Annotated in this window: 23 protein-coding genes; 11 read left to right on the forward strand and 12 right to left on the reverse strand. The window is 71.5% G+C overall.

Annotated elements, in window-relative coordinates; genetic code table 11:
- The coding region (locus ACXJKA_RS16405) for a hypothetical protein (protein ID WP_456826283.1) at positions 1-481 on the reverse strand (481 nt) is incomplete at its 3' end.
- Between the two features lie 169 nt (positions 482-650).
- On the opposite strand from ACXJKA_RS16405, the gene ACXJKA_RS16410 reads away from it, so the two are divergent.
- From ACXJKA_RS16410 to ACXJKA_RS16420, 3 genes are all read left to right on the forward strand, one after another.
- Positions 651-890 (forward strand): hypothetical protein, encoded by a 240-nt coding sequence (locus ACXJKA_RS16410; RefSeq protein ID WP_456826284.1) that lies wholly within the window; start codon positions 651-653, stop codon positions 888-890.
- 96 nt (positions 891-986) lie between these two features.
- Complete coding sequence (locus tag ACXJKA_RS16415; RefSeq protein WP_456826285.1) at positions 987-1,268, forward strand: hypothetical protein; 282 nt, start codon at positions 987-989, stop codon at positions 1,266-1,268.
- A 153-nt stretch (positions 1,269-1,421) separates the two neighbouring features.
- Entirely contained in the window at positions 1,422-2,030 is a 609-nt protein-coding gene (locus ACXJKA_RS16420) for a M15 family metallopeptidase (RefSeq protein WP_456826286.1), read from the forward strand.
- A 2-nt stretch (positions 2,031-2,032) separates the two neighbouring features.
- Here ACXJKA_RS16420 and ACXJKA_RS16425 read toward each other — a convergent pair whose 3' ends face one another.
- Positions 2,033-2,410, reverse strand: a complete 378-nt coding sequence (locus tag ACXJKA_RS16425) for an iron chaperone (RefSeq protein ID WP_456826287.1) — start codon at positions 2,408-2,410, stop codon at positions 2,033-2,035.
- 2 nt (positions 2,411-2,412) lie between these two features.
- Positions 2,413-2,847 (reverse strand): nitroreductase family deazaflavin-dependent oxidoreductase, encoded by a 435-nt coding sequence (locus ACXJKA_RS16430; protein WP_456826288.1) that lies wholly within the window; start codon positions 2,845-2,847, stop codon positions 2,413-2,415.
- A gap of 202 nt (positions 2,848-3,049) precedes the next feature.
- Between ACXJKA_RS16430 and ACXJKA_RS16435 the strand changes: the two genes are divergently transcribed.
- Complete coding sequence (locus tag ACXJKA_RS16435) at positions 3,050-3,325, forward strand: adhesin (protein WP_456826289.1); 276 nt, start codon at positions 3,050-3,052, stop codon at positions 3,323-3,325.
- A 60-nt stretch (positions 3,326-3,385) separates the two neighbouring features.
- Here the strand turns inward: ACXJKA_RS16435 and ACXJKA_RS16440 are convergent, their stop codons facing one another.
- Complete coding sequence (locus tag ACXJKA_RS16440) at positions 3,386-4,006, reverse strand: FMN reductase (protein ID WP_456826290.1); 621 nt, start codon at positions 4,004-4,006, stop codon at positions 3,386-3,388.
- A gap of 38 nt (positions 4,007-4,044) precedes the next feature.
- Positions 4,045-5,202, reverse strand: a complete 1,158-nt coding sequence (locus tag ACXJKA_RS16445; RefSeq protein WP_456826327.1) for an LLM class flavin-dependent oxidoreductase — start codon at positions 5,200-5,202, stop codon at positions 4,045-4,047.
- Positions 5,203-5,391: 189 nt separating this feature from the next.
- On the opposite strand from ACXJKA_RS16445, the gene ACXJKA_RS16450 reads away from it, so the two are divergent.
- Positions 5,392-6,795 (forward strand): FAD-binding oxidoreductase, encoded by a 1,404-nt coding sequence (locus tag ACXJKA_RS16450; protein WP_456826291.1) that lies wholly within the window; start codon positions 5,392-5,394, stop codon positions 6,793-6,795.
- 29 nt (positions 6,796-6,824) lie between these two features.
- Here ACXJKA_RS16450 and ACXJKA_RS16455 read toward each other — a convergent pair whose 3' ends face one another.
- The 4 genes from ACXJKA_RS16455 to ACXJKA_RS16470 all read right to left on the reverse strand — a co-directional run bounded on the left by ACXJKA_RS16455 (position 6,825) and on the right by ACXJKA_RS16470 (position 10,684).
- The gene (locus ACXJKA_RS16455) at positions 6,825-7,046 is read right to left on the reverse strand and encodes a hypothetical protein (protein WP_456826292.1); all 222 of its coding nucleotides are present in this window, start codon (positions 7,044-7,046) and stop codon (positions 6,825-6,827) included.
- A complete protein-coding gene (locus tag ACXJKA_RS16460) occupies positions 7,027-7,758 on the reverse strand; it encodes a signal peptidase I (RefSeq protein ID WP_456826293.1) in 732 nt (243 codons plus the stop codon). The genes ACXJKA_RS16455 and ACXJKA_RS16460 overlap by 20 nt, the downstream gene beginning before the upstream one ends.
- Before the next feature lie 5 nt (positions 7,759-7,763).
- Positions 7,764-8,486, reverse strand: a complete 723-nt coding sequence (locus ACXJKA_RS16465; protein WP_456826294.1) for a TasA family protein — start codon at positions 8,484-8,486, stop codon at positions 7,764-7,766.
- An 80-nt stretch (positions 8,487-8,566) separates the two neighbouring features.
- Positions 8,567-10,684, reverse strand: coding sequence for a putative bifunctional diguanylate cyclase/phosphodiesterase (locus ACXJKA_RS16470; protein ID WP_456826295.1), 2,118 nt, complete (start codon positions 10,682-10,684; stop codon positions 8,567-8,569).
- Between the two features lie 176 nt (positions 10,685-10,860).
- Here ACXJKA_RS16470 and msrB point away from each other — a divergent pair, with 176 nt between their 5' ends.
- The 3 genes from msrB (at position 10,861) to ACXJKA_RS16485 (ending at position 12,715) form a co-directional block, all read left to right on the forward strand.
- A complete protein-coding gene (msrB, locus tag ACXJKA_RS16475) occupies positions 10,861-11,262 on the forward strand; it encodes a peptide-methionine (R)-S-oxide reductase MsrB (protein ID WP_456826296.1) in 402 nt (133 codons plus the stop codon).
- A 112-nt stretch (positions 11,263-11,374) separates the two neighbouring features.
- Entirely contained in the window at positions 11,375-12,157 is a 783-nt protein-coding gene (locus tag ACXJKA_RS16480) for a nuclease-related domain-containing protein (protein WP_456826297.1), read from the forward strand.
- A 108-nt stretch (positions 12,158-12,265) separates the two neighbouring features.
- Positions 12,266-12,715, forward strand: coding sequence for a MarR family winged helix-turn-helix transcriptional regulator (locus tag ACXJKA_RS16485; RefSeq protein ID WP_456826298.1), 450 nt, complete (start codon positions 12,266-12,268; stop codon positions 12,713-12,715).
- 54 nt (positions 12,716-12,769) lie between these two features.
- Here ACXJKA_RS16485 and ACXJKA_RS16490 read toward each other — a convergent pair whose 3' ends face one another.
- From ACXJKA_RS16490 to ACXJKA_RS16500, 3 genes are all read right to left on the reverse strand, one after another.
- Positions 12,770-14,428 (reverse strand): MDR family MFS transporter, encoded by a 1,659-nt coding sequence (locus ACXJKA_RS16490; protein WP_456826299.1) that lies wholly within the window; start codon positions 14,426-14,428, stop codon positions 12,770-12,772.
- Between the two features lie 40 nt (positions 14,429-14,468).
- A complete protein-coding gene (locus ACXJKA_RS16495; protein ID WP_456826300.1) occupies positions 14,469-14,939 on the reverse strand; it encodes a MarR family winged helix-turn-helix transcriptional regulator in 471 nt (156 codons plus the stop codon).
- A 126-nt stretch (positions 14,940-15,065) separates the two neighbouring features.
- Entirely contained in the window at positions 15,066-16,553 is a 1,488-nt protein-coding gene (locus tag ACXJKA_RS16500) for a sugar porter family MFS transporter (RefSeq protein ID WP_456826301.1), read from the reverse strand.
- Between the two features lie 224 nt (positions 16,554-16,777).
- Between ACXJKA_RS16500 and ACXJKA_RS16505 the strand changes: the two genes are divergently transcribed.
- From ACXJKA_RS16505 to ACXJKA_RS16515, 3 genes are all read left to right on the forward strand, one after another.
- Positions 16,778-17,377, forward strand: a complete 600-nt coding sequence (locus ACXJKA_RS16505; protein ID WP_456826328.1) for a hypothetical protein — start codon at positions 16,778-16,780, stop codon at positions 17,375-17,377.
- Between the two features lie 279 nt (positions 17,378-17,656).
- Complete coding sequence (locus tag ACXJKA_RS16510; protein ID WP_456826302.1) at positions 17,657-18,277, forward strand: DUF47 domain-containing protein; 621 nt, start codon at positions 17,657-17,659, stop codon at positions 18,275-18,277.
- A gap of 5 nt (positions 18,278-18,282) precedes the next feature.
- A complete protein-coding gene (locus ACXJKA_RS16515) occupies positions 18,283-19,284 on the forward strand; it encodes an anion permease (protein WP_456826303.1) in 1,002 nt (333 codons plus the stop codon).
- Positions 19,285-19,290: the final 6 nt, after the last annotated feature.

Here is a 19,290-nt window from a genome sequence, read left to right on the forward strand (position 1 = left end):
GCAGGTGCCGGGTCAGCTGCGGGGCGGTCAGGTCCCCGGCCCGGTGCACCGCGTCGGCCACCGCGACGTCCAGGTCGTGGGGGTCGATGCCGGCACCGGCCTTGGAGACCTCGTCCAGGATCACGTCGACCTTGCGCCCCTCGATGGCACCGGCCGCCCAGGCGTCCCCGACGGCCGGGTGCTGGGCGGCACCCCAGGCCCGCAGGAAGACGTTCTCGGCGGCCCGTTTCGTGCACACCAGGGCGCACGCCAGCTCATCGGGCACGTGCCGCAACGCATCCGGGGTGCGTGCCCCCAGCTCGCAGGCGAACGAGCCCTGCAGCGCCTGCAGCATGGTGATCGCCTGCTGTGTCGCCGCGACCGCGTTCACCAGGGCCGCGCCAGACACCTCGGCCACCGGCACGGACGCGAGCATCGCCACCAGCTCGGCAACCTCGACCCCGGGCAGCGGGAAGTCCTCCACCGCCGCCAGATCGATCACCCGCGCACCCGGCCCCGGAACGGGCGCCGCACCTGGGCGAGCACCGTGACCCGAGTCCGCCCACACCAGCGCCGAGGGAGCGGGCGGCGTCGATGCGGTAGAGGTAGCGGTTGGTGCCACCGGCAACGAGGCGCGCACATCGGCGGCCGCGTCGGGCAACGGAGCGGACATGCTCGCCGAGGCCGAGGCCGAGGCCGAGGCCGAGCTCGATCCCGAGGCCGAGCTCGATCCCGACCCCGGCGCCGAGCCCGAGCTCGATACCGGGTTCGGACCCGGCCATGGGTTAGGGGCCGAAGTCTTGTATGTGTGGTCGGTTCCGTACGCGGCGAGGCCGTCGCGCGTGGGCTCGGCCAGAACTGCCGTCATCGCCGCCACCTCTCGCCGCGCGAAGCGCCCGATCCGGGCATAGAACAACTGTACGACCGACCACTGACATTCCCCCCTGACCAGCACAAACGCGACACGCAACCAGGAGCACCAACAGAAGGACTCGTACACTTGTTCGATGGTCCGCGACATCGACTGGTCGAAGTGGCAGCGCACGCCACGCGGCTGGGTGCGGGTGCCGCCGCAGGGTTGTCCGGCTGGCCACCGGTGGACCACGAGCGGGCCGGGCCGGCCGTCGGAGCGGTTCGTCACGTGCGGGTGCACGGTCGACCGGCACCACACGCTCTGGGTGTGCCCCACGTGTGGCATGCACTGCGCGGAGGGGTGCACCAACCCGGCGCTGTGGGCGGGCACGACGGTGTCGTCCGGCATCGTCGACAACCGGCGCGGCGTGGTGTGAACGCGGGATAGTGGCGGCATGGGGCGGGCCGCGGCGGTGGGGATGGTTCTCGTCGTCGCGACCCTGGCGGGCTGCGCGTCGTCGATGCCGAGCCGCGCGCCGAAAATCAGCGTCTCGCCGACGAGCGAGCCCACGCCAGTCACTGCACCCCTCGTGCCTGATGCGGACGAACCGCCCGTCGTCGCGGTGGCGCCGGCGTTCACGTCCGCGATCAGCGCGATCACCCCCGAGCTGGCGGACCGGATGAGCGCGTCGTGGCGCCCCGGCTGCCCGGTGCCGCTGGAGGACCTCCGCTACGTCAGGGTCACGCACCGCACCTTCGACGGCTCGGACGCTCAGGGCGAGCTGGTGGTCCACGCGGACGCGGCGCAGGACGTCGTGACGGTGTTCCACGCGCTGTTCGACGCGGGTTACCCGGTCCGCTCGCTGCGGCTCGTCGACGACTTCGGGGCGAGCGACGACGACTCGATGGCCGCGGACAACACGTCGGCGTTCAACTGCCGGGCGATCACGGGCGGCACGGGATGGTCGGAGCATGCCTACGGCCGGGCGATCGACCTCAACCCGGTGGAGAACCCCTACGTCAGCGGGGGATCGGTTGCACCGGACGCCGGTCGTGCGTTCGCCGACCGCCCGGACGACCCAGGCGTCATCCACGCCGGCGACGAGGTTGTGCGCGCCTTCGCGCAGGTCGGCTGGCAGTGGGGCGGCGACTGGGACTCGCCGATCGACTACCAGCACTTCTCCCCGTCGGGCCGCTGAGGTCAGCCGTCGAGCCGGGCGTCGACCTCGGCCATGCGCCGGGTCGCGACGAGTCGGACGGTCTCCTCGGAGAGCGGCGTGGCCGCGTCGAACTGCAGCGTCGCGCCTGACAGGTGCCCCTCGGTCAGAGTTCCGGCCAGCGCGCGCGCCAGGGGCGGGCTCATCAGGTGCACGCTGCAGTGCACCTTCGCGACGGAGAGCGCCACCAGACCGGCACCGCGGTACTTGATCGTCGGCACCTGGTAGGAGATCACCTGCTCCGCCCCGGGGACGACGGCGAGGAAGTGGTCGCGCACGGCGCGCAGCGCGGCGCCCTGCGTCTCGGGGACCGCGTCGAGGTACTCCTCGACGGTTGTCGCGGGAAATCCCTCTCGCACCATGGCTACGCCTCCTGGGGTTCTGACGACCGACGGACCGGCGACGTCGGGCGGACGGGATGAGCGGCGAGCTCGACGAACTCGTCCACGTGCATGCCGGCGAGCGCCACGCGGATCACGCCGGGCACCAGGCGCGCGCCGGCCTCGCCGTGCAGCCGGACGGGGTGGCTCAGCGCGAGGACCGTCCCGCGCCGGACCATCCGCGCCTCGGCGCCGACCGCCGACACGTTCTGCAGCCACTGCACGTGCGGGCCGTAGGTCAGAGCGATGACGACACCCCGCCGCGTGGGAAACGCGAACAACGGCGTGCGGAAGCGTCGACCGCTGCGCCGACCGGTGTGGTGCAGCGTCGCGAGCGGGGGGAGCCGGTCGGACAGGACGCCGAGGATCGGGTTGGTGACACGCCGGTTGACCCGCGTGACCCACAGAGGGATCGGCATGGAAGTCGACGCTAGCGCCGCGGCGAGGGCGGAGCATAGGGACGTCGGGCCGCCCCTCGCGACCGCTCGGACAGTCTGGACGCCGAAGGTCTCGCCCAGCGGACGCCGAGTTGCGCGGCTCGGCCGGCCGTGGTGACCGTAGAGGTGTCCGACGAGCCGCCCCGCGAGGGGTGGCGCCCCCGGCAACGGAAGGAGAGCCACTGTGCTCACCCTGACTGACAGCGCCCGCACCGCCGTCCACACGCTCACGACGAAGGCCGGACTGCCCGACGACACGGGCGGCCTCCGGATCGCCCAGCAGGAGGCCGGCGGCTTCGAGCTCGCGCTCGTCCCTGAGCCGCTCCCGGGCGACGACGTGGTGACCGACGGCTCGACCCGCGTGTACGTCGACCCCGAGGCGTCGCTCACACTGGCCGACCAGCGACTCGACGTCGAGCCGGCCGCCACGGGCTCGGCCTTCACGCTCAGCCCGCAGTAACGCAGCCCGGTAGATCGACGAAGGGGCCCGACGCGAGTCGGGCCCCTTCGTCGTGAGAGCTCAGGCGCCGCCGAGCAGCTGGTCGAACGAGGGCACGGCGTCGTAGAGCCCGACGGGGGCGGAGGGCTCCCGGTCGGCCACCATCTCGGCCAGCTCGCGGCCCGCGCGGCGGATCCTCGAGGGCAGCGGGTTGACGTCGTCGCCGCCGCCGTCGGCCCAGTCGTCGGTGGCCGCGAACACGGCCGTGCCGGCGACGTCGGCTCGCAGGTAGGCGAACAGCGGCCGCAGCGCGTACTCGAGCGCCAGCGAGTGCCGCCCGGTGCCGCCCGTCGCCCCGACGAGCACGGGTCGCCCGACGAGGGCGTCCTTGTCGAGGATGTCGACGAACGACTTGAACAGCCCGGAGTACGAGGCCGAGAAGATGGGCGTGACGGCGATGACGCCGTCGGCGGCCGTGACCTTCTCGATGACCTCCGTGAGCGGGCCGGAGGCGAAGCCCGTGAGGGTCATGTTGACCACCTCGTGGGCGACGTCGCGCAGCTCCACCGTCTCGACGTGCGCGGTGATGCCGCGCGCGGCGAGCTCGGTGACGGTCGCGTCGGCGAGGCGGTCGGCCAGCAGACGCGTGGACGAGGGCTGGGACAGCCCGGCCGAGATGACGACGATCGAGCGGTCGCTCATCGTGGTCCCTTTCCCGAACAGTGAAGACGAAGACGAGGTCATGAGGACAGCGAGTCCTCGGCCCGGAGGCCGGTGTAGTCGTCGGTCGCGCCGACGGTCTGCTCACGCACGGTACCCGCGGCCACGGCCTTCGCCACCCGCTCGGCGTGGGTCGGCGGGTTCGCCGGCACGTGCGCGGGACGCGCGGACTCGGCCTCGGCGCGCAGCACCGGGACGACCTCCGTCGCGAGGATGTCGATCTGCTCGAGCACCGTCTTGAGCGGCAGGCCGGCGTGGTCCATCAGGAACATCTGGCGCTGGTAGTGCCCGACCTGGTCGCGGAACTTGCCGTAGCGGTCGATGACCTGCTGCGGGCTGCCCACGGTCAGCGGGGTGTCGCGCATGAAGTCCTCCATCGACGGACCGTGCCCGTAGACGGGCGCGTTGTCGAAGTAGGGCCGGAACTCCTTGACGGCGTCCTGCGAGTTCTTGTTCATGAACACCTGCCCGCCGAGCCCGACGATGGCCTGGTCGGCCTGGCCGTGCCCGTAGTGCTCGTAGCGCTGGCGGTAGAAGTTCACCATCTGCGCGGCGTGCTCGAGCGGCCAGAAGATCGCGTTGTGCAGGAAGCCGTCACCGTAGTAGGCGGCCTGCTCGGCGATCTCGGGGCTCCGGATCGAGCCGTGCCACACGAACGGCGGGACGCCGTCGAGCGGGCGCGGGGTCGAGGTGAAGCCCTGCAGCGGGGTGCGGAACTTGCCCTCCCAGTCCACGACCTCCTCCTCCCAGAGGCGGCGCAGCAGCGCGTAGTTCTCGATAGCCAGCGGGATGCCCTGGCGGATGTCCTGGCCGAACCACGGGTACACGGGGCCGGTGTTGCCGCGGCCCATCATGAGGTCCATGCGACCGTCGGAGATGACCTGGAGCATCGCGTACTCCTCGGCCAGGCGCACCGGGTCGTTGGTCGTGATCAGCGTGGTCGCGGTCGACAGGATGATGTTCTTCGTCGTGCCCGCGAGGTAGCCGAGCATCGTGGTGGGTGACGAGGGCACGAACGGCGGGTTGTGGTGCTCGCCCGTCGCGAAGACGTCCAGGCCCGCGGCGTCCGCGTGCTGGGCGATGGTGAGCATGTTGCGCACCCGCTCCGTGTCGTCCGGCGTCCGGCCGGTGGTCGGATCGGTGGTGACGTCGCCGACGGTGAAGATCCCGAACTGCATCTCACGCCTCACTCGCTAGAGGTTCATGCGTTTGCATGTACTTGCCGCTCAACAGGGCCCACCCCGGACCTATTCCCCGGCGACGCAGCCCTTCCGCAACTTCGGACAACTCGGATGTATCAGGCGTGATGTACGCGTCCCTTTCTGCCCGTGCGCCGAACGACGGCGCGGACAGGAAAGGGCACGACCATGACCATCCTCAGCTCGCAGATCGGTGCGGACTACCGTCCCGCCGCCGCCGCAGCCATCCAGGCGCTCGCCGACTCCGGCATCCCGGTGCACCTGCCCGGGACCGAGGCGTACGCCGCCCGCACGGGCACCAGCAACCTCATCAAGGCGATCCGCCCCGCGGCCGTCGTGGCCGCGCGCGGCGCCGAGGACATCAGCCGGACGCTGCGCCTCGCGGCCACCGCCGGCCTGCGCGTCGCGGTCCAGGGCACCGGCCACGGCGCCACCGAGACCATGCAGGACGCGATCCTGGTGAGCACCGGCGCCCTCGACGAGCTCACCGTCCACGCCGACGAGCGCTGGGCGCGCATCGGCGCCGGCGTGAGGTGGGGCGCCGTCCTCGAGGCCTGCGCGCCGTACGGGCTCGCCGGCCTCGCGGGCTCGTCGCCGGACGTCGGCGTCGTCGGCTACCTCACGGGCGGCGGGCTCGGCCCGGTCGCCCGCACGCACGGGCTCGCGTCGGACACGGTCCGCGCGTTCGAGGTGGTCACCGGGGACGGCGCGATCCGCCGGGTCACGGCGACCAGCCACCCCGACCTGTTCTGGGGCCTGCGCGGCGGCAAGGGCACCCTCGGCATCGTCACCGCGGTCGAGATCGACCTGGTCGAGCAGGCCACGCTGTACGCCGGCGCGCTGTGGTTCGCCGACACCGACACCGCCGCCGTCGTCCGCACGTGGAGCCAGTGGTGCGAGCTGCTGCCCGACGAGGGCACCACGTCGATCGCGATCATGCGGCTGCCCGACATGCCGATGTTCCCCGAGCCGCTGCGGGGGAGGACCTCCGTCTCCGTGCGGTTCGCCTGGACCGGCGACCCGGCCGTCGGCGAGGAGATGATCCGGGCGATCCGCTGCCTGGGGACGCCGCTCATCGACACCGTGCAGGTCATGCCGTACGCGGCGCTCGGCACTGTGCACTCCGATCCGGTCGACCCGATGCCGCTGCACGAGCAGCACAGCCTGCTGGACGAGTTCGACCTCCACGCCGCCGACCGGCTGCTGGAGCTCGTGGGCCCTGACGCGCAGTCCGCTCAGGCCATGGTCGAGGTGCGGCAGCTGGGCGGGAGGATCCGCGACGACCGTGGCGTGCCCAGTGCCTTCGCCCACCGCAACGCCGCGTTCTCTCTGTTCACCATCGGAGTGCTCATCCCGGAGATCGTGCAGGTGGTCACCCGGGACACCGCGCGGGTGCACGACGGCATGGCGCCGTGGGCACGCGACGGGGGTCTGCCCAACTTCACGGACTCCGCGGGGCAGGAGTGGGCCGAGCGGGTGTTCACCCCCGAGGTGGCGCGCCGCCTGGAGACCGTGTCGATGGTCTACGACCCCGACGCCGTGCTGCTCGCGGCGCGGGGCGTGCGGTCCTGACGCCGGGCCGTCGAGCCCGGCCCTGAGCCCTACGGGGTCGGGGTCGGGCTCGGCTCGACGGAGAACGTGATCGACACGTCGGTGGTGTCGGTGAACTGGGCGGACGTCGTGCCGACGAGCGGGCTCAGCAGCGCCGCCACGGCGAAGGCGAGCACCACGCCCAGCCGGACGAGGCCGCCCGGGTCGACCGACCAGAACGTGCGCGGCGTCGTCTCGGCATCGCGCGGCGGCTCAGTCGAGAAGGAACTCATCGACCCTCCTGTCGGTGCCGTCCTGCGCGGGGCGCTCGCGACGGGCACGACGCCCGTCGCTCATCGCGAGCAGCTCGAGCGTAGCGAGTGCGACGAGCGGAGGGACCAGCATCACGGCGCGTCCCCGCGGGGATCCCGCCCACTGCAGGACCCAGCCCCAGCCCCGGTGCACGGCCAGCTGCACGCCGCGGATCCGGGTGATGGGGGTGGCGTTGACGTCGGGGTCCTTGTTGGCGTCGCCCTTGGTGATGACGTAGGACTTCGTCAGCGGCGTCCCGTCCGGGCCCAGCTTCCGCACCATGTTGCCCGTCGCGTCGTCCTGCTTGAGGTCGGGGAGCTTGCGCAGTGCCACGATGCGGTGGGTGACCAGCTCGTCCGAGCCGATGGGCCAGAACGAGATCACCTGGCCGACCTTGAGGTCCGACTCGTCGGAGATGGCGCGCAGGACGACGGCGTCGCCGGCGTCGAACTTCGGCGCCATGGAGCCGGACGTCACGATCAGCAGGCGCTGGTGGTGCACCTGGAACCAGAGCGGGACCGCCAGCGAGACGGCGTAGGCCGTGCCGCAGAGCACGACGACCGTCCAGAGCGCGACCCCGACCAGCCGTCGCCACGTCGGCTTCGGGGCACCAGAACGCCGCCGACCGGTCACGCGCGGCGCGCGACGGTCGACGGCGGGGGCGTCTGGTTGCCCGTCCGACCAGGAGGTCATGAGGATCAGGGGTTGTGGGCCGTCTGCTCGGCGTTGAACGTCAGGTCGAGCTTCACCCCGGCGGCCTGGAACGCGTTGTCGTTGGGCCCCTGCGGGAAGTCGACGCGGGCGCAGAGCTCGACGGGTGCGGAGGCGGCGGGCATCACCCGGTCACCGGTCTGCTGGCCGGGGGCGTTGCTGCCGACCAGCGGCGTCTCGACGGCGGGCCACGGCGAGATGGTGCCGGCCGCGTTCAACGGGGTGCTCGGCGTGAGCAGCCCACCCGTGCCCGCGTCGTTGCACTGCCCCGACGGCACCTCGTACATGCGCAGCTGCAGGACGGTGCGCAGGTCCCCACCGCTGGCGACGGGCGCGCCCGCCGGGTCGAGCAGGGTGGGCGGCGCGGCGGTCGCAGCGATCTGCTCCGCCTTGTAGGAGATCGAGTACCGCAGCTCGAGCGACCCGTTGCTCCTGACCACCAGCGGCGCGTAGGTCGTGTCGCCCGGCACCAGGTTCTGGGGCTGGAACGCGAAGGTCGCCGGGTCGTTGACGGAGAGGTCCACGGTGCCGGTCTGGATGTCGGCCGACGCCGAGTCGTTGTCCGTGAAGATGGCCGACGTCGTCAGGGCCGTCGCGCCGACGGCGGCGAGACCGACGATCGCCACGGTGGTCCAGAGGCGCCGACGACGAGCCGCGTCGCGGTGCACGGGAGCCGGGTCGATCATCTCCTGCAGCAGGTCGTCCATCATGCGAGAACCCTCCTAGGGGCGAGAGTCGAGACTGTTGCATCGGCACCGCAGGGGCCCGACTTGAGGCGAACGCACGGTACTCACTCGTTCGTGGAGTCTGCGCCGGGTGACCGCGGGGTTCGCGCACGTCGCGTCGTCGACCGCGGCGCGGCGACTGCCACACCGCCCCTGCTGCCGCGATCTCGGCGCGGTCGCGGGACCGACAGTGCCAGGGGAAGGTCGCCGGCCGGCACCGCCTGCGAGTACAGGAACCCCTGTGCCTGGTCGACGCCGAGCCGTCGCAGGATCACGGCCGTGGCCTCGTCCTCGACGCCCTCGGCGACGACACGCAGGTCGAACGAGTGGGCCAGGTCGACCATCGCCTGCACGACGACCTCGGAGCCCTCCCGACCGTCCGCACCGAGGTCGCCCACGAACAGCCGGTCGATCTTCAGCTCGTCCACGGGCAGGTCCCGCAGCTGGGAGATGGACGTGTTGCCGATCCCGAAGTCGTCGATGGCCACCCGGACGCCCAGAGCGCCGAGCCGCTCGAGCACCGGCACCACCCGGGAGGGGTCGGCCACGAGGGCCGTCTCCGTGATCTCGACCTCGAGCAGGTCGGGCGGCACGGCGTGCTCCTCCAGGAGCGCCTCGATGAGGTCGACCACGGCAGGCGTCGTCACGTCGTGCGCCGAGAGGTTGACCGCCACCGGGGTCGCGCGGCCGTCCGCCCGCCAGGCGGCCAGCTGCGTCACGCACTCCGTGAGGGCGAACCGGGTGATGTCGTGGATCAGGCCGGACTGCTCGGCCAACGGGATGAAGGTGGTGGGCGGCAGGACCCCGCGCGTCGGGTGCACCCAGCGCATCAGGGCCTCGAGCCCGACCGTCCGTCCCGTCGCCAGCTCGATCTTCGGCTGGTAGTGCATCCGGAGCTCGCGCTCGGCGTGCGGGGCGGGGGTCAGCGCGCGGTGCAGGTCGCCCAGCAGGACCAGGCGTGCGGGCGACGAGTCGTCCTCGTCGGCCGAGTACACCGAGACGCCGGTGCGGTGGTGCTTGGCGGCGTACATCGCGACGTCCGCGGTCCGCATGAGCGACGACGGGTCGGTCGCGTGGTCGGGCAGGCACGCCACGCCGACCGACGTGTCGACGTGCAGAGGCAGCTCGCCCAGCATGAACGGCGGTACGAAGAGCCCCCGCACCCGGCGCGCCAGGTGCTCGGCGTTGGCCACGGAGCGCACGTCGGGCAGCAGGATGGCGAACTCGTCACCGCCGAGGCGCGCGACGATGTCGTCGTCCCGCAGCGCGCCGCGCAGCCGCTCCGCGACCTGCTCCAGCAGCTCGTCGCCGCGGTCGTGTCCGAGCGAGTCGTTGATGTCCTTGAACCGGTCGATGTCGAGCAGCATCAGGCCGACGCGCGAGCCCGTCTCGTTCGCCTCGAGGATGGTCCGGCGCATCCGCTCGGCCAGCATGCGTCGGTTGGGCAGACCGGTGAGCGAGTCGAGGAGCGCGAGCCGCGCGTTCTCCAGCGCCGTGGCGTGCAGGCGTCGGGACGCGGTGAAGACGGTCCGGAACAGCACGAGCCACAGGGCGAGCAGCCCGAGGGCCACGACCAGAGACACCGTGCGCACGGCGTCGGAGAGGGCGGCGCTGGCGGCGGTGTGGTCCAGCATCACCTCGGCGGCGCCGACGATCTTCTGACCGCCCGTCGCGGGCCCGGCGGCCAGGGTGTCCTTGGCGTGCACCGGCACGTAGACGTCGAGCACCTCGCGTTCCGTGCCGCCGACGGCATCGGCGTTGTCGCCGCGCACGTCGGTGATCACCTGCGCGTCGGAGGCCCCCTCCGTGGTCACCAGGTCGAGCCGGGCGCCGTCGGGGAAGCCGGTGGTGGTGCCCGGCTCGGAGCTGTAGATGAGCGACCCGTCCAGCGCCCAGAGCCGCAGCTCGACCAGCCGCTCCTCGAACCCGGACGTGGCGGCCAGCACGGCGTCCGACTGCGCCGGCGTCAGCACGTCGGGCGCGAGGAACGAGGTGGTCGGCACGGGCGCCGTCGCGTAGGTCTGCACGGTCTGCGCCGTCGCGGTCCCGTCGCGCATCGACTGCTGCCCCATGACGCTCCACGTGACCCAGACGAGGGCGCACCCGAGCACGACCATGGCCGTGCTGCTGATGACCGCGAACGAGCGGGTCAGCGGCCAGCGGCGGCGGGTGGCTCTTGGCACGTGGGACCTCACGAGCTGGGTGAACGCGGGTCGGGAGGGGGCCGCGTTGAGGGCGAGAGTATGCGGTACGAGCGCCCAACAGCGACACCCCAGGTCAGAGGATTGTCCCGGCGCGTCGGGAACGTCCCGACGCGCCGCGCGGTTGCAGGGGACGCCAACTTCTTCTGGAGGATCCGATGACGTACGAGGTGACCAAGACCGACGAGCAGTGGGCCCTGGAGCTGGAGCCCCGAGAGTTCGCCGTGCTGCGCCGCGCCGGGACCGAGCGCGCGTGGACCGGGGAGCTGCTGGACGAGAAGCGCGAGGGGGTCTACCGCTGTCGGGCGTGCGGCAACGAGCTGTTCCGCTCCGACACGAAGTTCGACTCGCACTGCGGCTGGCCCAGCTTCTTCTCCCCGCTGGCCGGCGACAAGGTCGAGCTCATCAGCGACCGCACCCTGGGGATGGTCCGCACCGAGGTGCGCTGCGCCAGGTGCGGCTCGCACCTCGGGCACGTGTTCGACGACGCCCCGCAGACCCCGACCGGCGACCGGTTCTGCATGAACTCGGTGAGCCTGACGTTCGAGCCGTCCGCCTGAGCGCGTCCGTTCGGGGTGTCGTCCGGCGCGCCGGGCTCGACACCCCGGACGGGTGACGTCCGGATGGTCGACAGGGCTGAAGTCGCGTCGCCCCGGTGCCGATAATGCAGACGTGGAAGATGTCCTGACGGTGCGACGGTGGAGGCGCTACGGCGCTGACCGTCTCTATGTCACGCAGGAGACCGGCGCCCGCGTCGGTTCGGTCGACCTGCAGTCGGGAGAGGTCGTCGTCGACGACCCCCACTTCGAGAGCGGGCTGCGCCGCGCGGCTCAGGCGTACCTGCGGGCCGACGTGGCCGAGCTGGCGATGACGCTGCCGACGCAGGCCTCCGGTTCCCTGGCCCCGAACGACGAGGCGGCGCTCCAGGCGTGGCTCGGCGGGACGGACTGGGACGCCATCGACCTCGCGACCATCCGCTCCGAGCGCGGCAGCTCGGTGCGCACCCGGCTCGAGCGCCTCGGCGACGAGGGCTGGCAGGTGGTGCACGATGTGCCGCTGGGCCGGCAGGGCAGCCTGGTCGAGCACCTCCTCATCGGCCCCGCGGGCATCTTCACCATCGCCGAGCGCCGGCACTCCGGCCAGCGCATCGTCGTCGAGGGCCGGACCCTCGCGGTCGACGGCCGGTCCATGTCCTACCTGCGCGACGCGCGCCTCGAGGCCACGCGCGTGCAGGGGGCGCTGCTCGCGGCGGCGTGCGCGGCCATCACCGTCCGCGGTGTCGTCGTGGTGCACGGCGAGCTCGACGTGCGCACGGTGCAGCCGCAGCACGACGCGTTCGTGATCACCCGTCAGGACGTGCAGGCGGTGTTCCGGGCGATGCCCGTGCGGCTCGACCCGCCGCGCATCGCGGCGATCGCCCACGTGGCCCGTCAGCGCGCCACCTGGTCGCACTGAGCCGTTCTGGGTGTTGACACCCCTTCTGCGCGGTGATCTGCTGAAACGCGCCCACCCGTCGGGGTGGCGGTGCAGCGAATTCCGCGCCGGTCCCGTCAGGATGTGACCGTGGTCGACGAACAGTTCCGGCAGCTCGAGCGCGAGCTCGGTCTTCTGCTGCGCCGCGCGCAAGCCTCCTCGGCGTCGATCTCGCGCGACGTGCACCCCGACCTCGAGCCCGCCGCCTACTCGCTCCTCGCGCTCATCGCGGCGAGCCCGGGCATCCGCGCCAGCGACCTCGCGACCAACATCGGCGTCGGCCGCGGCACCATGTCGCGACAGCTCGCCCGGCTGGGATCCCTCGGGCTGGTGTCCCGCCGACCGGATCCCGATGACTATCGCGGACAGCTCCTCGAGCTGACCGACGAGGGCCGGCACCGCTACGAGACCGCGCAGCAGGCACGCCGCGCGTTCCTGCACCGCGCGCTGACCGGGTGGAGCGACTCGGACATCGAGGCCCTGGCCGGTCAGCTGGCGCGGCTCAACGCGGACCTCGCAGCGGCGCGCCGCACGCACTGAGAGACAGACAGAGCCCCGCGACCGTGACGGTGGCGGGGCTCTGTCGTGTCCGGCTCAGTCTCTCGTGGAGACCTTCTGCTCGGCCTCGAGGGCCTCGAGCTCGGCGGCGTCCTGCGAGGTCGCCGGCGCGAGCATCGCACCCTCCTGCTCGAGCAGCTGCTCGATGCCGGAGCGGTTGCCGAGCGGCACCTCCTTGAGGAAGAGCACGGCGATCAGCGAGACCAGCGCGACGGGCGCGGCGACGAGGAACAGGTCCGCGATCGCGTTGCCGAACGCCTGCTCGACGACCCCGCGGATGTTCTCCGGGAGGGTCGACAGGTCGGGGATCGCGCCGCTCGAGCCCATGGCGGCCGGGTCGATCCCGAGGCCGGTGAGCCCGCGGGCGATCAGCGTGGTCACCCGGTGCGAGAGCACGACGCCCAGCGCGGACACGCCGAGCGCGCCACCGAGAGTGCGGAAGAACGCGACCGTCGAGGTGCCGGACCCGATCTCCTTGACGTCCAGGGTGTTCTGCACGGCGAGGACCAGGTTCTGCATGAGCATGCCCACGCCCGCGCCGATGATCACCAGGTAGAGGCCGACCAGCCCGAAGCTCGTGTCGAAGTGGATGGTGCCCATGAGGCCGAGGCCCGAGGTGAGCAGGACGGCGCCGGCGATCATGAACTTCTTGTACTTGCCGGTGCGGCTGATGATCTGCCCGGAGATGGTCGACGAGACGAGCAGGCCGACGATCATCGGGATGGTGAGCAGGCCGGACTGCGTCGGCGTCTTGCCACGCGCCAGCTGCATGTACTGGCTGAGGAACACGGACGTGCCGAACAGTGCGACGCCGACCGCGATGCTCGCGACGACCGCGAGGACCAGCGTGCGGTTCTTGAACAGGTGCAGCGGGATGATCGGCTCCGCGGCGCGGGACTCCACCCACACGGCGAGGGCGAGGGCGACGATCGCGCCGCCGACCATCGCGGCGGTCTGCCACGAGGCCCACTCGAACGAGGAGCCGGCGAACGTGATCCAGAGCAGCAGGGTCGCGATGCCGAGCGAGATCAGCGTGGCGCCGAGGTAGTCGATCTTCACCTTGCGGGACTTGCGCGCGGGCAGGTGCAGGGTGCGCTGCAGCACGATGATYGCCGCGACCGCGAACGGCAGGCCGATGAAGAAGTTCCAGCGCCAACCCGKGCCGTCGGTGATGACGCCGCCGAGCAGCGGGCCGCCGACCATGCCGATGCCCATGACGGCGCCCATGAGGCCCATGTACTTGCCGCGCTCGCGGGGGCTGATGATGTCGGAGATCAGGATGGTGCCCAGCGCGGTCAGACCGCCGGCGCCGATGCCCTGCAGGGCGCGCATGCCGATGAGCATGCCGGTGGTGTGCGACAGCCCGGCGAGCGCCGACGACAGCACGGAGATGGCCAGCGCGAGCTGGATGAGCAGCTTGCGGTCGACGAGGTCGGCCAGCTTGCCCCAGATCGGGGTGGAGATGGTCGTGGTCAGCAGGGTGGCCGTGACCACCCAGGTGAAGGCCGACTGCGTGCCGCCCAGGTCGGAGATGATCTTGGGCAGCGACGAGGAGACGACGCTCGTCGCGAGGATCGAGACGAACATCCCGAGCAGGATGCCCGAGAGGGACTCGAGCACCTCGCGGTGGGTCATCTTCGGTGTGGTCGGCTCCGCGGTGCTGGTGGGCTCGGGCGCGGTGGTGGTGCTGGACATGTCTCGCTCTCGTGGTGCTCGATCGKCCGGTCGGGTGGGGTCAGGCGGGGGTGAGGACGTCCTCGGTGGCGAGCCTCGAGATCGTGGTGGTCAGTCGGTCGAGCGACGCCGTGGCGGCCTCGACGTCGGCGCTGGACCAGTCGGCGAAGATCTCGTCGGCGCGGCGGTCGAGGACGCTGCGGATCTCGACGGCCAGCGACCGGCCCGCGGGGGAGAGGCGCACGGTGCGCACGCGCCGGTCGCCGTCGTCGACGGCGCGCTCGACCAGCCCGTCGTCGACCAGCTGGCTCACCTGACGGCTGGCCACCGAGATGTCGACGCGCAGGGCGTGCGCGATGTCGCCGACCTGGAGGGTGCCTCGGCGTTCGAGGATCCGGACGATCGCGAGCGTCCCCTTGGAGCAGCCGATCTCTCGGGCCACCCCCAGCGACGACTCGCGCAGCGCGCGGCTGAAGGCCTCGACCGACCGCAGCAGGGCCTGCGGCGGTGTCTCGGGCTGGACGGACGACATGGCACTCCCTTTGTTGCTCGACGCAACCATACGACGAATGTTTGCTGCAAGCAACCGAGACGCTGCGCTGTTCCGGACACCACGACGGCCGGGCCCGTGGAGGGGCCCGGCCGTGGGTGGGAGGTGTCAGGCCTTCGTCGCGGAGCCTCGACGCGTGCGGTCGACCTTGACGCCCTCCATGTCTTCGAGCTCGATGCCCTTGGTCTCGGGCACCTTCCAGAGCGTGAAGAAGAAGGACAGTGTCGCGAAGATCGCGTACAGCAGGTACGGGATGGACGCGCCGAACGTGTCGAGCAGCGGGGGGAACGACACGGTGATGACGAAGTTCGCGATCCACTGCGCCGCCGCCGCCACGCCGAGCGCTGCCGCGCGGATGCGGTTGGGGAACATCTCGCCCAGGAGCACCCAGACGAGGGGACCCCACGTGGCGCCGAAGAACACCACGAACAGGTTGGCCGCGATCAGCGCGATGACCCCCCACGAGCCGTCGAGGGTGAGCTCGTCGCCGGTGCCCGTCGACTGCGTGAAGGCGAGCGCCATGACCCCGAGGGTCACCGCCATGCCGAACGAGCCGGTGAGCAGGAGCGGCCGGCGGCCCACCTTGTCGATCAGCGCGATGGCGATGAACGTCACCAGCACGTTGGTGATCGACGTGATGGTGGAGATCATGAACGACTGGCTCTCCTCGAACCCGACGGCCTGCCACAGCGTCGTCGAGTAGTAGAAGATCACGTTGATCCCGACGAACTGCTGGAACACCGACAGCAGGATGCCGATCCAGACGACGGGCAGCAGCCCGAACCGGGGGCCCTTGAGGCTGGCCTGAGACTCGAGCTTCTTGTCGGTCGCGATGGTGTGCTCGATCTGCACGACGTGCGCCTCGACGTCGTCGCCCTCCGCGAGCGTCGTGGCCAGGACCTTCTTGGCCTCCTCGCGCTTGCCGGTGGCGATGAGGTAGCGGGGCGACTCCGGGATGCGGAGCGCGAGGATGCCGTACACGGCCGCGGGGATCACGGCGACGATGAACATCCAGCGCCAGGCCTCGAGGCCGAACCACAGCTCCTCCGACGCGCCGCCCGCGGCCGTCTGCAGGAGCTGGTCGGAGAGCAGGGCCGCGAAGATACCGAGCGTGATCGCGAGCTGCTGGAGCGACCCGAGCCGCCCGCGCATGGCGGCCGGGGCGATCTCGGCGATGTACGCCGGCGCGATGACCGACGCGATGCCGATGCCGATGCCGGCCATGATGCGCCACAGCACCAGGTCCCAGACACCGGTCGCGAGACCGGAGAGGATCGAGGAGACGAAGAACAGGACCGCCCCGAGGAACATCACCCGGGTGCGGCCCCAGCGGTCCGCGAGCTTGCCACCCAGCCACGCACCGAAGGCGCAGCCCAGCAGGGCGATGGCGACGACGAGCCCGGTGACGGCAGGATCGATGTCGAACTCGCCCTCGATCGCGTCGACCGCGCYGTTGATGACCGAGCTGTCGAAGCCGAAGAGGAAACCGCCGACCGCGGCGGCGACCGCGAGTCCGATCGCCTTGTTCTTGTACGGGTTCGGCGGTACCGCCGAACCCCCGGTCGCCCCCTGCGGCGACCCTGACGCGTGGGACATGAGCGGACCTCCCTCGCCCCCGGGCCGCTCCCGGGAGATCACCCCCACCTTGGCCCCGGGCCGGTGAGTGCGCACGTCGGGACGCGAGGCTGCACGAATTCCCGTGCGGCCCGCACGGCCTGCGGCGCTGCGTGCTGGCCCGACGCCGGTGTCCGGGGGATCATCGTCCGATGAACGGCACAGGCGGTGGCGACGGCAGCGCGAGACGTCCGCGGCGTCCCGCGATGCTCGACCCCGCGGCGGCCGACGAGCTCCCCGGCGGGTACGACCCCGCGCTGCGCAACGAGGCCGCGCACACGACCGCGGCGGCGCTGGTGCACCGCGGCCGCGCGAACACCGACCCCGAGGTCGTCGCGCGACTGGTGTCCCTGGTGGAGACCGAGGGCCTCGACGTCGTCGCCGCCCTCTGGTCCGAGAGCCCCGCCGACACGCTCCCCGGTGCGCTGTGGCGGCTGTACGTGCTGCGCGAGTGGGTGCGCCGCGATCCCGTGACGATCGCCGACCGGTACCGCCTCGGCGTGGCGGCGGCGCCGGTGCACGACGTCGTCGCCGGGGTGGCGGACACCCCGGGTCCCGCCGACGTGCGCGCGGTCGCCGACGCGGTGCTCTCCGGCGTCTACACCGGTGAGCTCGACGTCGCCCTCGAGCGCGCCGCCGCGTTCTGCCGGGTCCTCGCCACGGGCGCCGCGTTCGACGCCGACCATCTGGACGACGTCGACCCGAGCGGAGCGGTGCGCCTCACGCGCGGCGCCGCCTCGCTGGTCCGGACGGCCGAGGAGCTCGAGCGCGCGGCCTCGTTGTGGCGGGCCGACCGGCTCGAGTGAGTGTGCAGGTCGGGGCGGCATACCCCTCCTGTCCCGTGTGCCAGGCGTACGATCGCTCTCGACGTCGGGCCGCGGTAGCCCCGGGCTCCATCTCAAGCCGCTTCGAGCGGCCACGCGCCGAGAGGCGCTCCGCGGTCCGGCGTCGCTCATCGCAACAGGCCCCAAGACGTCATCGGGCTGTCACCATGTGTCCATGCGCACGTCGCTGTGCGTTAGGAATACCCCAGAGCGTGACCTAGCCTGATCCCCGTCCTCCCACCCCCTGTTCCGGAGCCTGCCGTGCGCCTGCGCCTCACCCCGCGCGACACCACGTTCTTCGATCTCTTCGCCGCGCAGGCGGTCCATCTCGTCACCGGCGCGGACCTGCTGGGCCAGATGCTCGGGGCCGATCGCTCCACCCGCAAGGAGATCGGGAAGCGGATCGCCGACGCCGAGCACGAGGCGGACGACGCGACGCACTCGATCATGCGGCGGCTGAACCAGACGTTCGTCACCCCGTTCGACCGCGACGACATCTACAACCTCGCCTCGAGCCTCGACGACTGCATGGACTTCATGGAGGAGGCCGCGGACCTCATCGTCCTGTACAAGGTCGACGAGCTGCCCGCCCGGGTGTCCGACCAGGTGCAGGTGCTCCAGCGCGCCGCCGAGCTCACGGCAGAGGCCATGCCCCGCCTGCGCTCGATGGACTCGCTGTCCGAGTACTGGGTCGAGGTCAACCGCCTGGAGAACCAGGCGGACAAGATCCACCGCAAGCTCCTGGCCCAGCTGTTCGACGAGGTCACCGACGCCATCCAGCTGATGAAGGTCAAGGAGATCGTCGAAAAGCTCGAGGACGCCGCCGACGCGTTCGAGAAGGTCGCGAACACCGTCGAGACCATCGCGCTCAAGGAGTCCTGAGCGCGGTGGAACTCGCGCTCGTCATCGTCGTCGTCGCGTTCGCGCTCGGGTTCGACTACACCAACGGCTTCCACGACGCCGCGAACGCGATCGCCACGTCGGTGTCCACCAGGGCCCTCACGCCCCGCGCCGCGCTCATCATGGCGGCCGTCTTCAACCTCGTCGGCGCCCTGCTGGGCACGCAGGTGGCGACCACCATCGCCGAGGACATCATCAGCATCGACGGCGTCTCCTCGCAGGAGGCGCTGATCATCGTGCTGTCGGCGCTCATCGGCGCGATCGTCTGGAACCTCATCACCTGGCGGCTCGGCCTGCCCTCGTCGTCGACGCACGCCCTCATCGGCGGCCTCACCGGCGTCGGCATCGCCGCGGGCGTCACGGTGCACTGGGACGCGATCCTGGACAAGGTCGTCCTCCCCATGGTGCTCTCGCCGTTCGTGGGATTCCTGCTCGCGTTCCTGCTGATGGTGGGCGTGCTGTGGCTCGTGCGGAACTCCGCGCCCGCCCGCACCATGCGGCGGTTCCGCGTCGCGCAGACCGCCTCGGCGGCCGCGATGGCCCTCGGCCATGGCCTCCAGGACGCGCAGAAGACGATGGGTGTCATCGTGCTGGCCCTCGTCGCCGGCGGGTTCCACAGCGGCGACACCATCCCGCTGTGGGTCAAGCTCTCGTCCGCGCTCGCGATCTCGCTCGGCACCTACTCCGGCGGGTGGCGCATCATGCGCACGCTCGGCCGCAAGATCATCGAGCTCGACCCGGCCCGTGGCTTCGTCGCCGAGTCGGTCGCCGCGTCCGTGCTCTACGCGAGCGCGTACTGGCTGCACGCGCCGATCTCGACCACGCACACGATCACGTCCGCGATCATGGGCGTCGGCGCCACCAAGAGGCTGTCCGCGGTGCGCTGGGGCGTGGCCAAGAACATCGCCTACGCCTGGGTGCTGACCATCCCGGCGGCGGCGATCACCGCCGCCTGCGTCTACTGGGTGCTCAACCCGATCCTCACCTGAGCGTCG

Source organism: Cellulomonas sp. P5_E12, assembly GCF_054049315.1.

Bases quoted from the DNA above. Each gene is read 5' to 3' on its own strand.
- ACXJKA_RS16495 (WP_456826300.1), bottom strand. From the start codon at position 14,939: ATGTCGTCCGTCCAGCCCGAGACACCGCCGCAGGCCCTGCTGCGGTCG.
- ACXJKA_RS16445 (WP_456826327.1), bottom strand. From the start codon at position 5,202: ATGCAGTTCGGGATCTTCACCGTCGGCGACGTCACCACCGATCCGACC.
- ACXJKA_RS16415 (WP_456826285.1), top strand. From the start codon at position 987: ATGGTCCGCGACATCGACTGGTCGAAGTGGCAGCGCACGCCACGCGGC.
- ACXJKA_RS16425 (WP_456826287.1), bottom strand. From the start codon at position 2,410: ATGGTGCGAGAGGGATTTCCCGCGACAACCGTCGAGGAGTACCTCGAC.
- ACXJKA_RS16450 (WP_456826291.1), top strand. From the start codon at position 5,392: ATGACCATCCTCAGCTCGCAGATCGGTGCGGACTACCGTCCCGCCGCC.
- ACXJKA_RS16410 (WP_456826284.1), top strand. From the start codon at position 651: ATGCTCGCCGAGGCCGAGGCCGAGGCCGAGGCCGAGCTCGATCCCGAG.
- ACXJKA_RS16440 (WP_456826290.1), bottom strand. From the start codon at position 4,006: ATGAGCGACCGCTCGATCGTCGTCATCTCGGCCGGGCTGTCCCAGCCC.
- ACXJKA_RS16465 (WP_456826294.1), bottom strand. From the start codon at position 8,486: ATGATGGACGACCTGCTGCAGGAGATGATCGACCCGGCTCCCGTGCAC.
- ACXJKA_RS16430 (WP_456826288.1), bottom strand. From the start codon at position 2,847: ATGCCGATCCCTCTGTGGGTCACGCGGGTCAACCGGCGTGTCACCAAC.
- ACXJKA_RS16505 (WP_456826328.1), top strand. From the start codon at position 16,778: ATGCTCGACCCCGCGGCGGCCGACGAGCTCCCCGGCGGGTACGACCCC.
- ACXJKA_RS16455 (WP_456826292.1), bottom strand. From the start codon at position 7,046: ATGAGTTCCTTCTCGACTGAGCCGCCGCGCGATGCCGAGACGACGCCG.
- ACXJKA_RS16460 (WP_456826293.1), bottom strand. From the start codon at position 7,758: ATGACCTCCTGGTCGGACGGGCAACCAGACGCCCCCGCCGTCGACCGT.
- msrB (WP_456826296.1), top strand. From the start codon at position 10,861: ATGACGTACGAGGTGACCAAGACCGACGAGCAGTGGGCCCTGGAGCTG.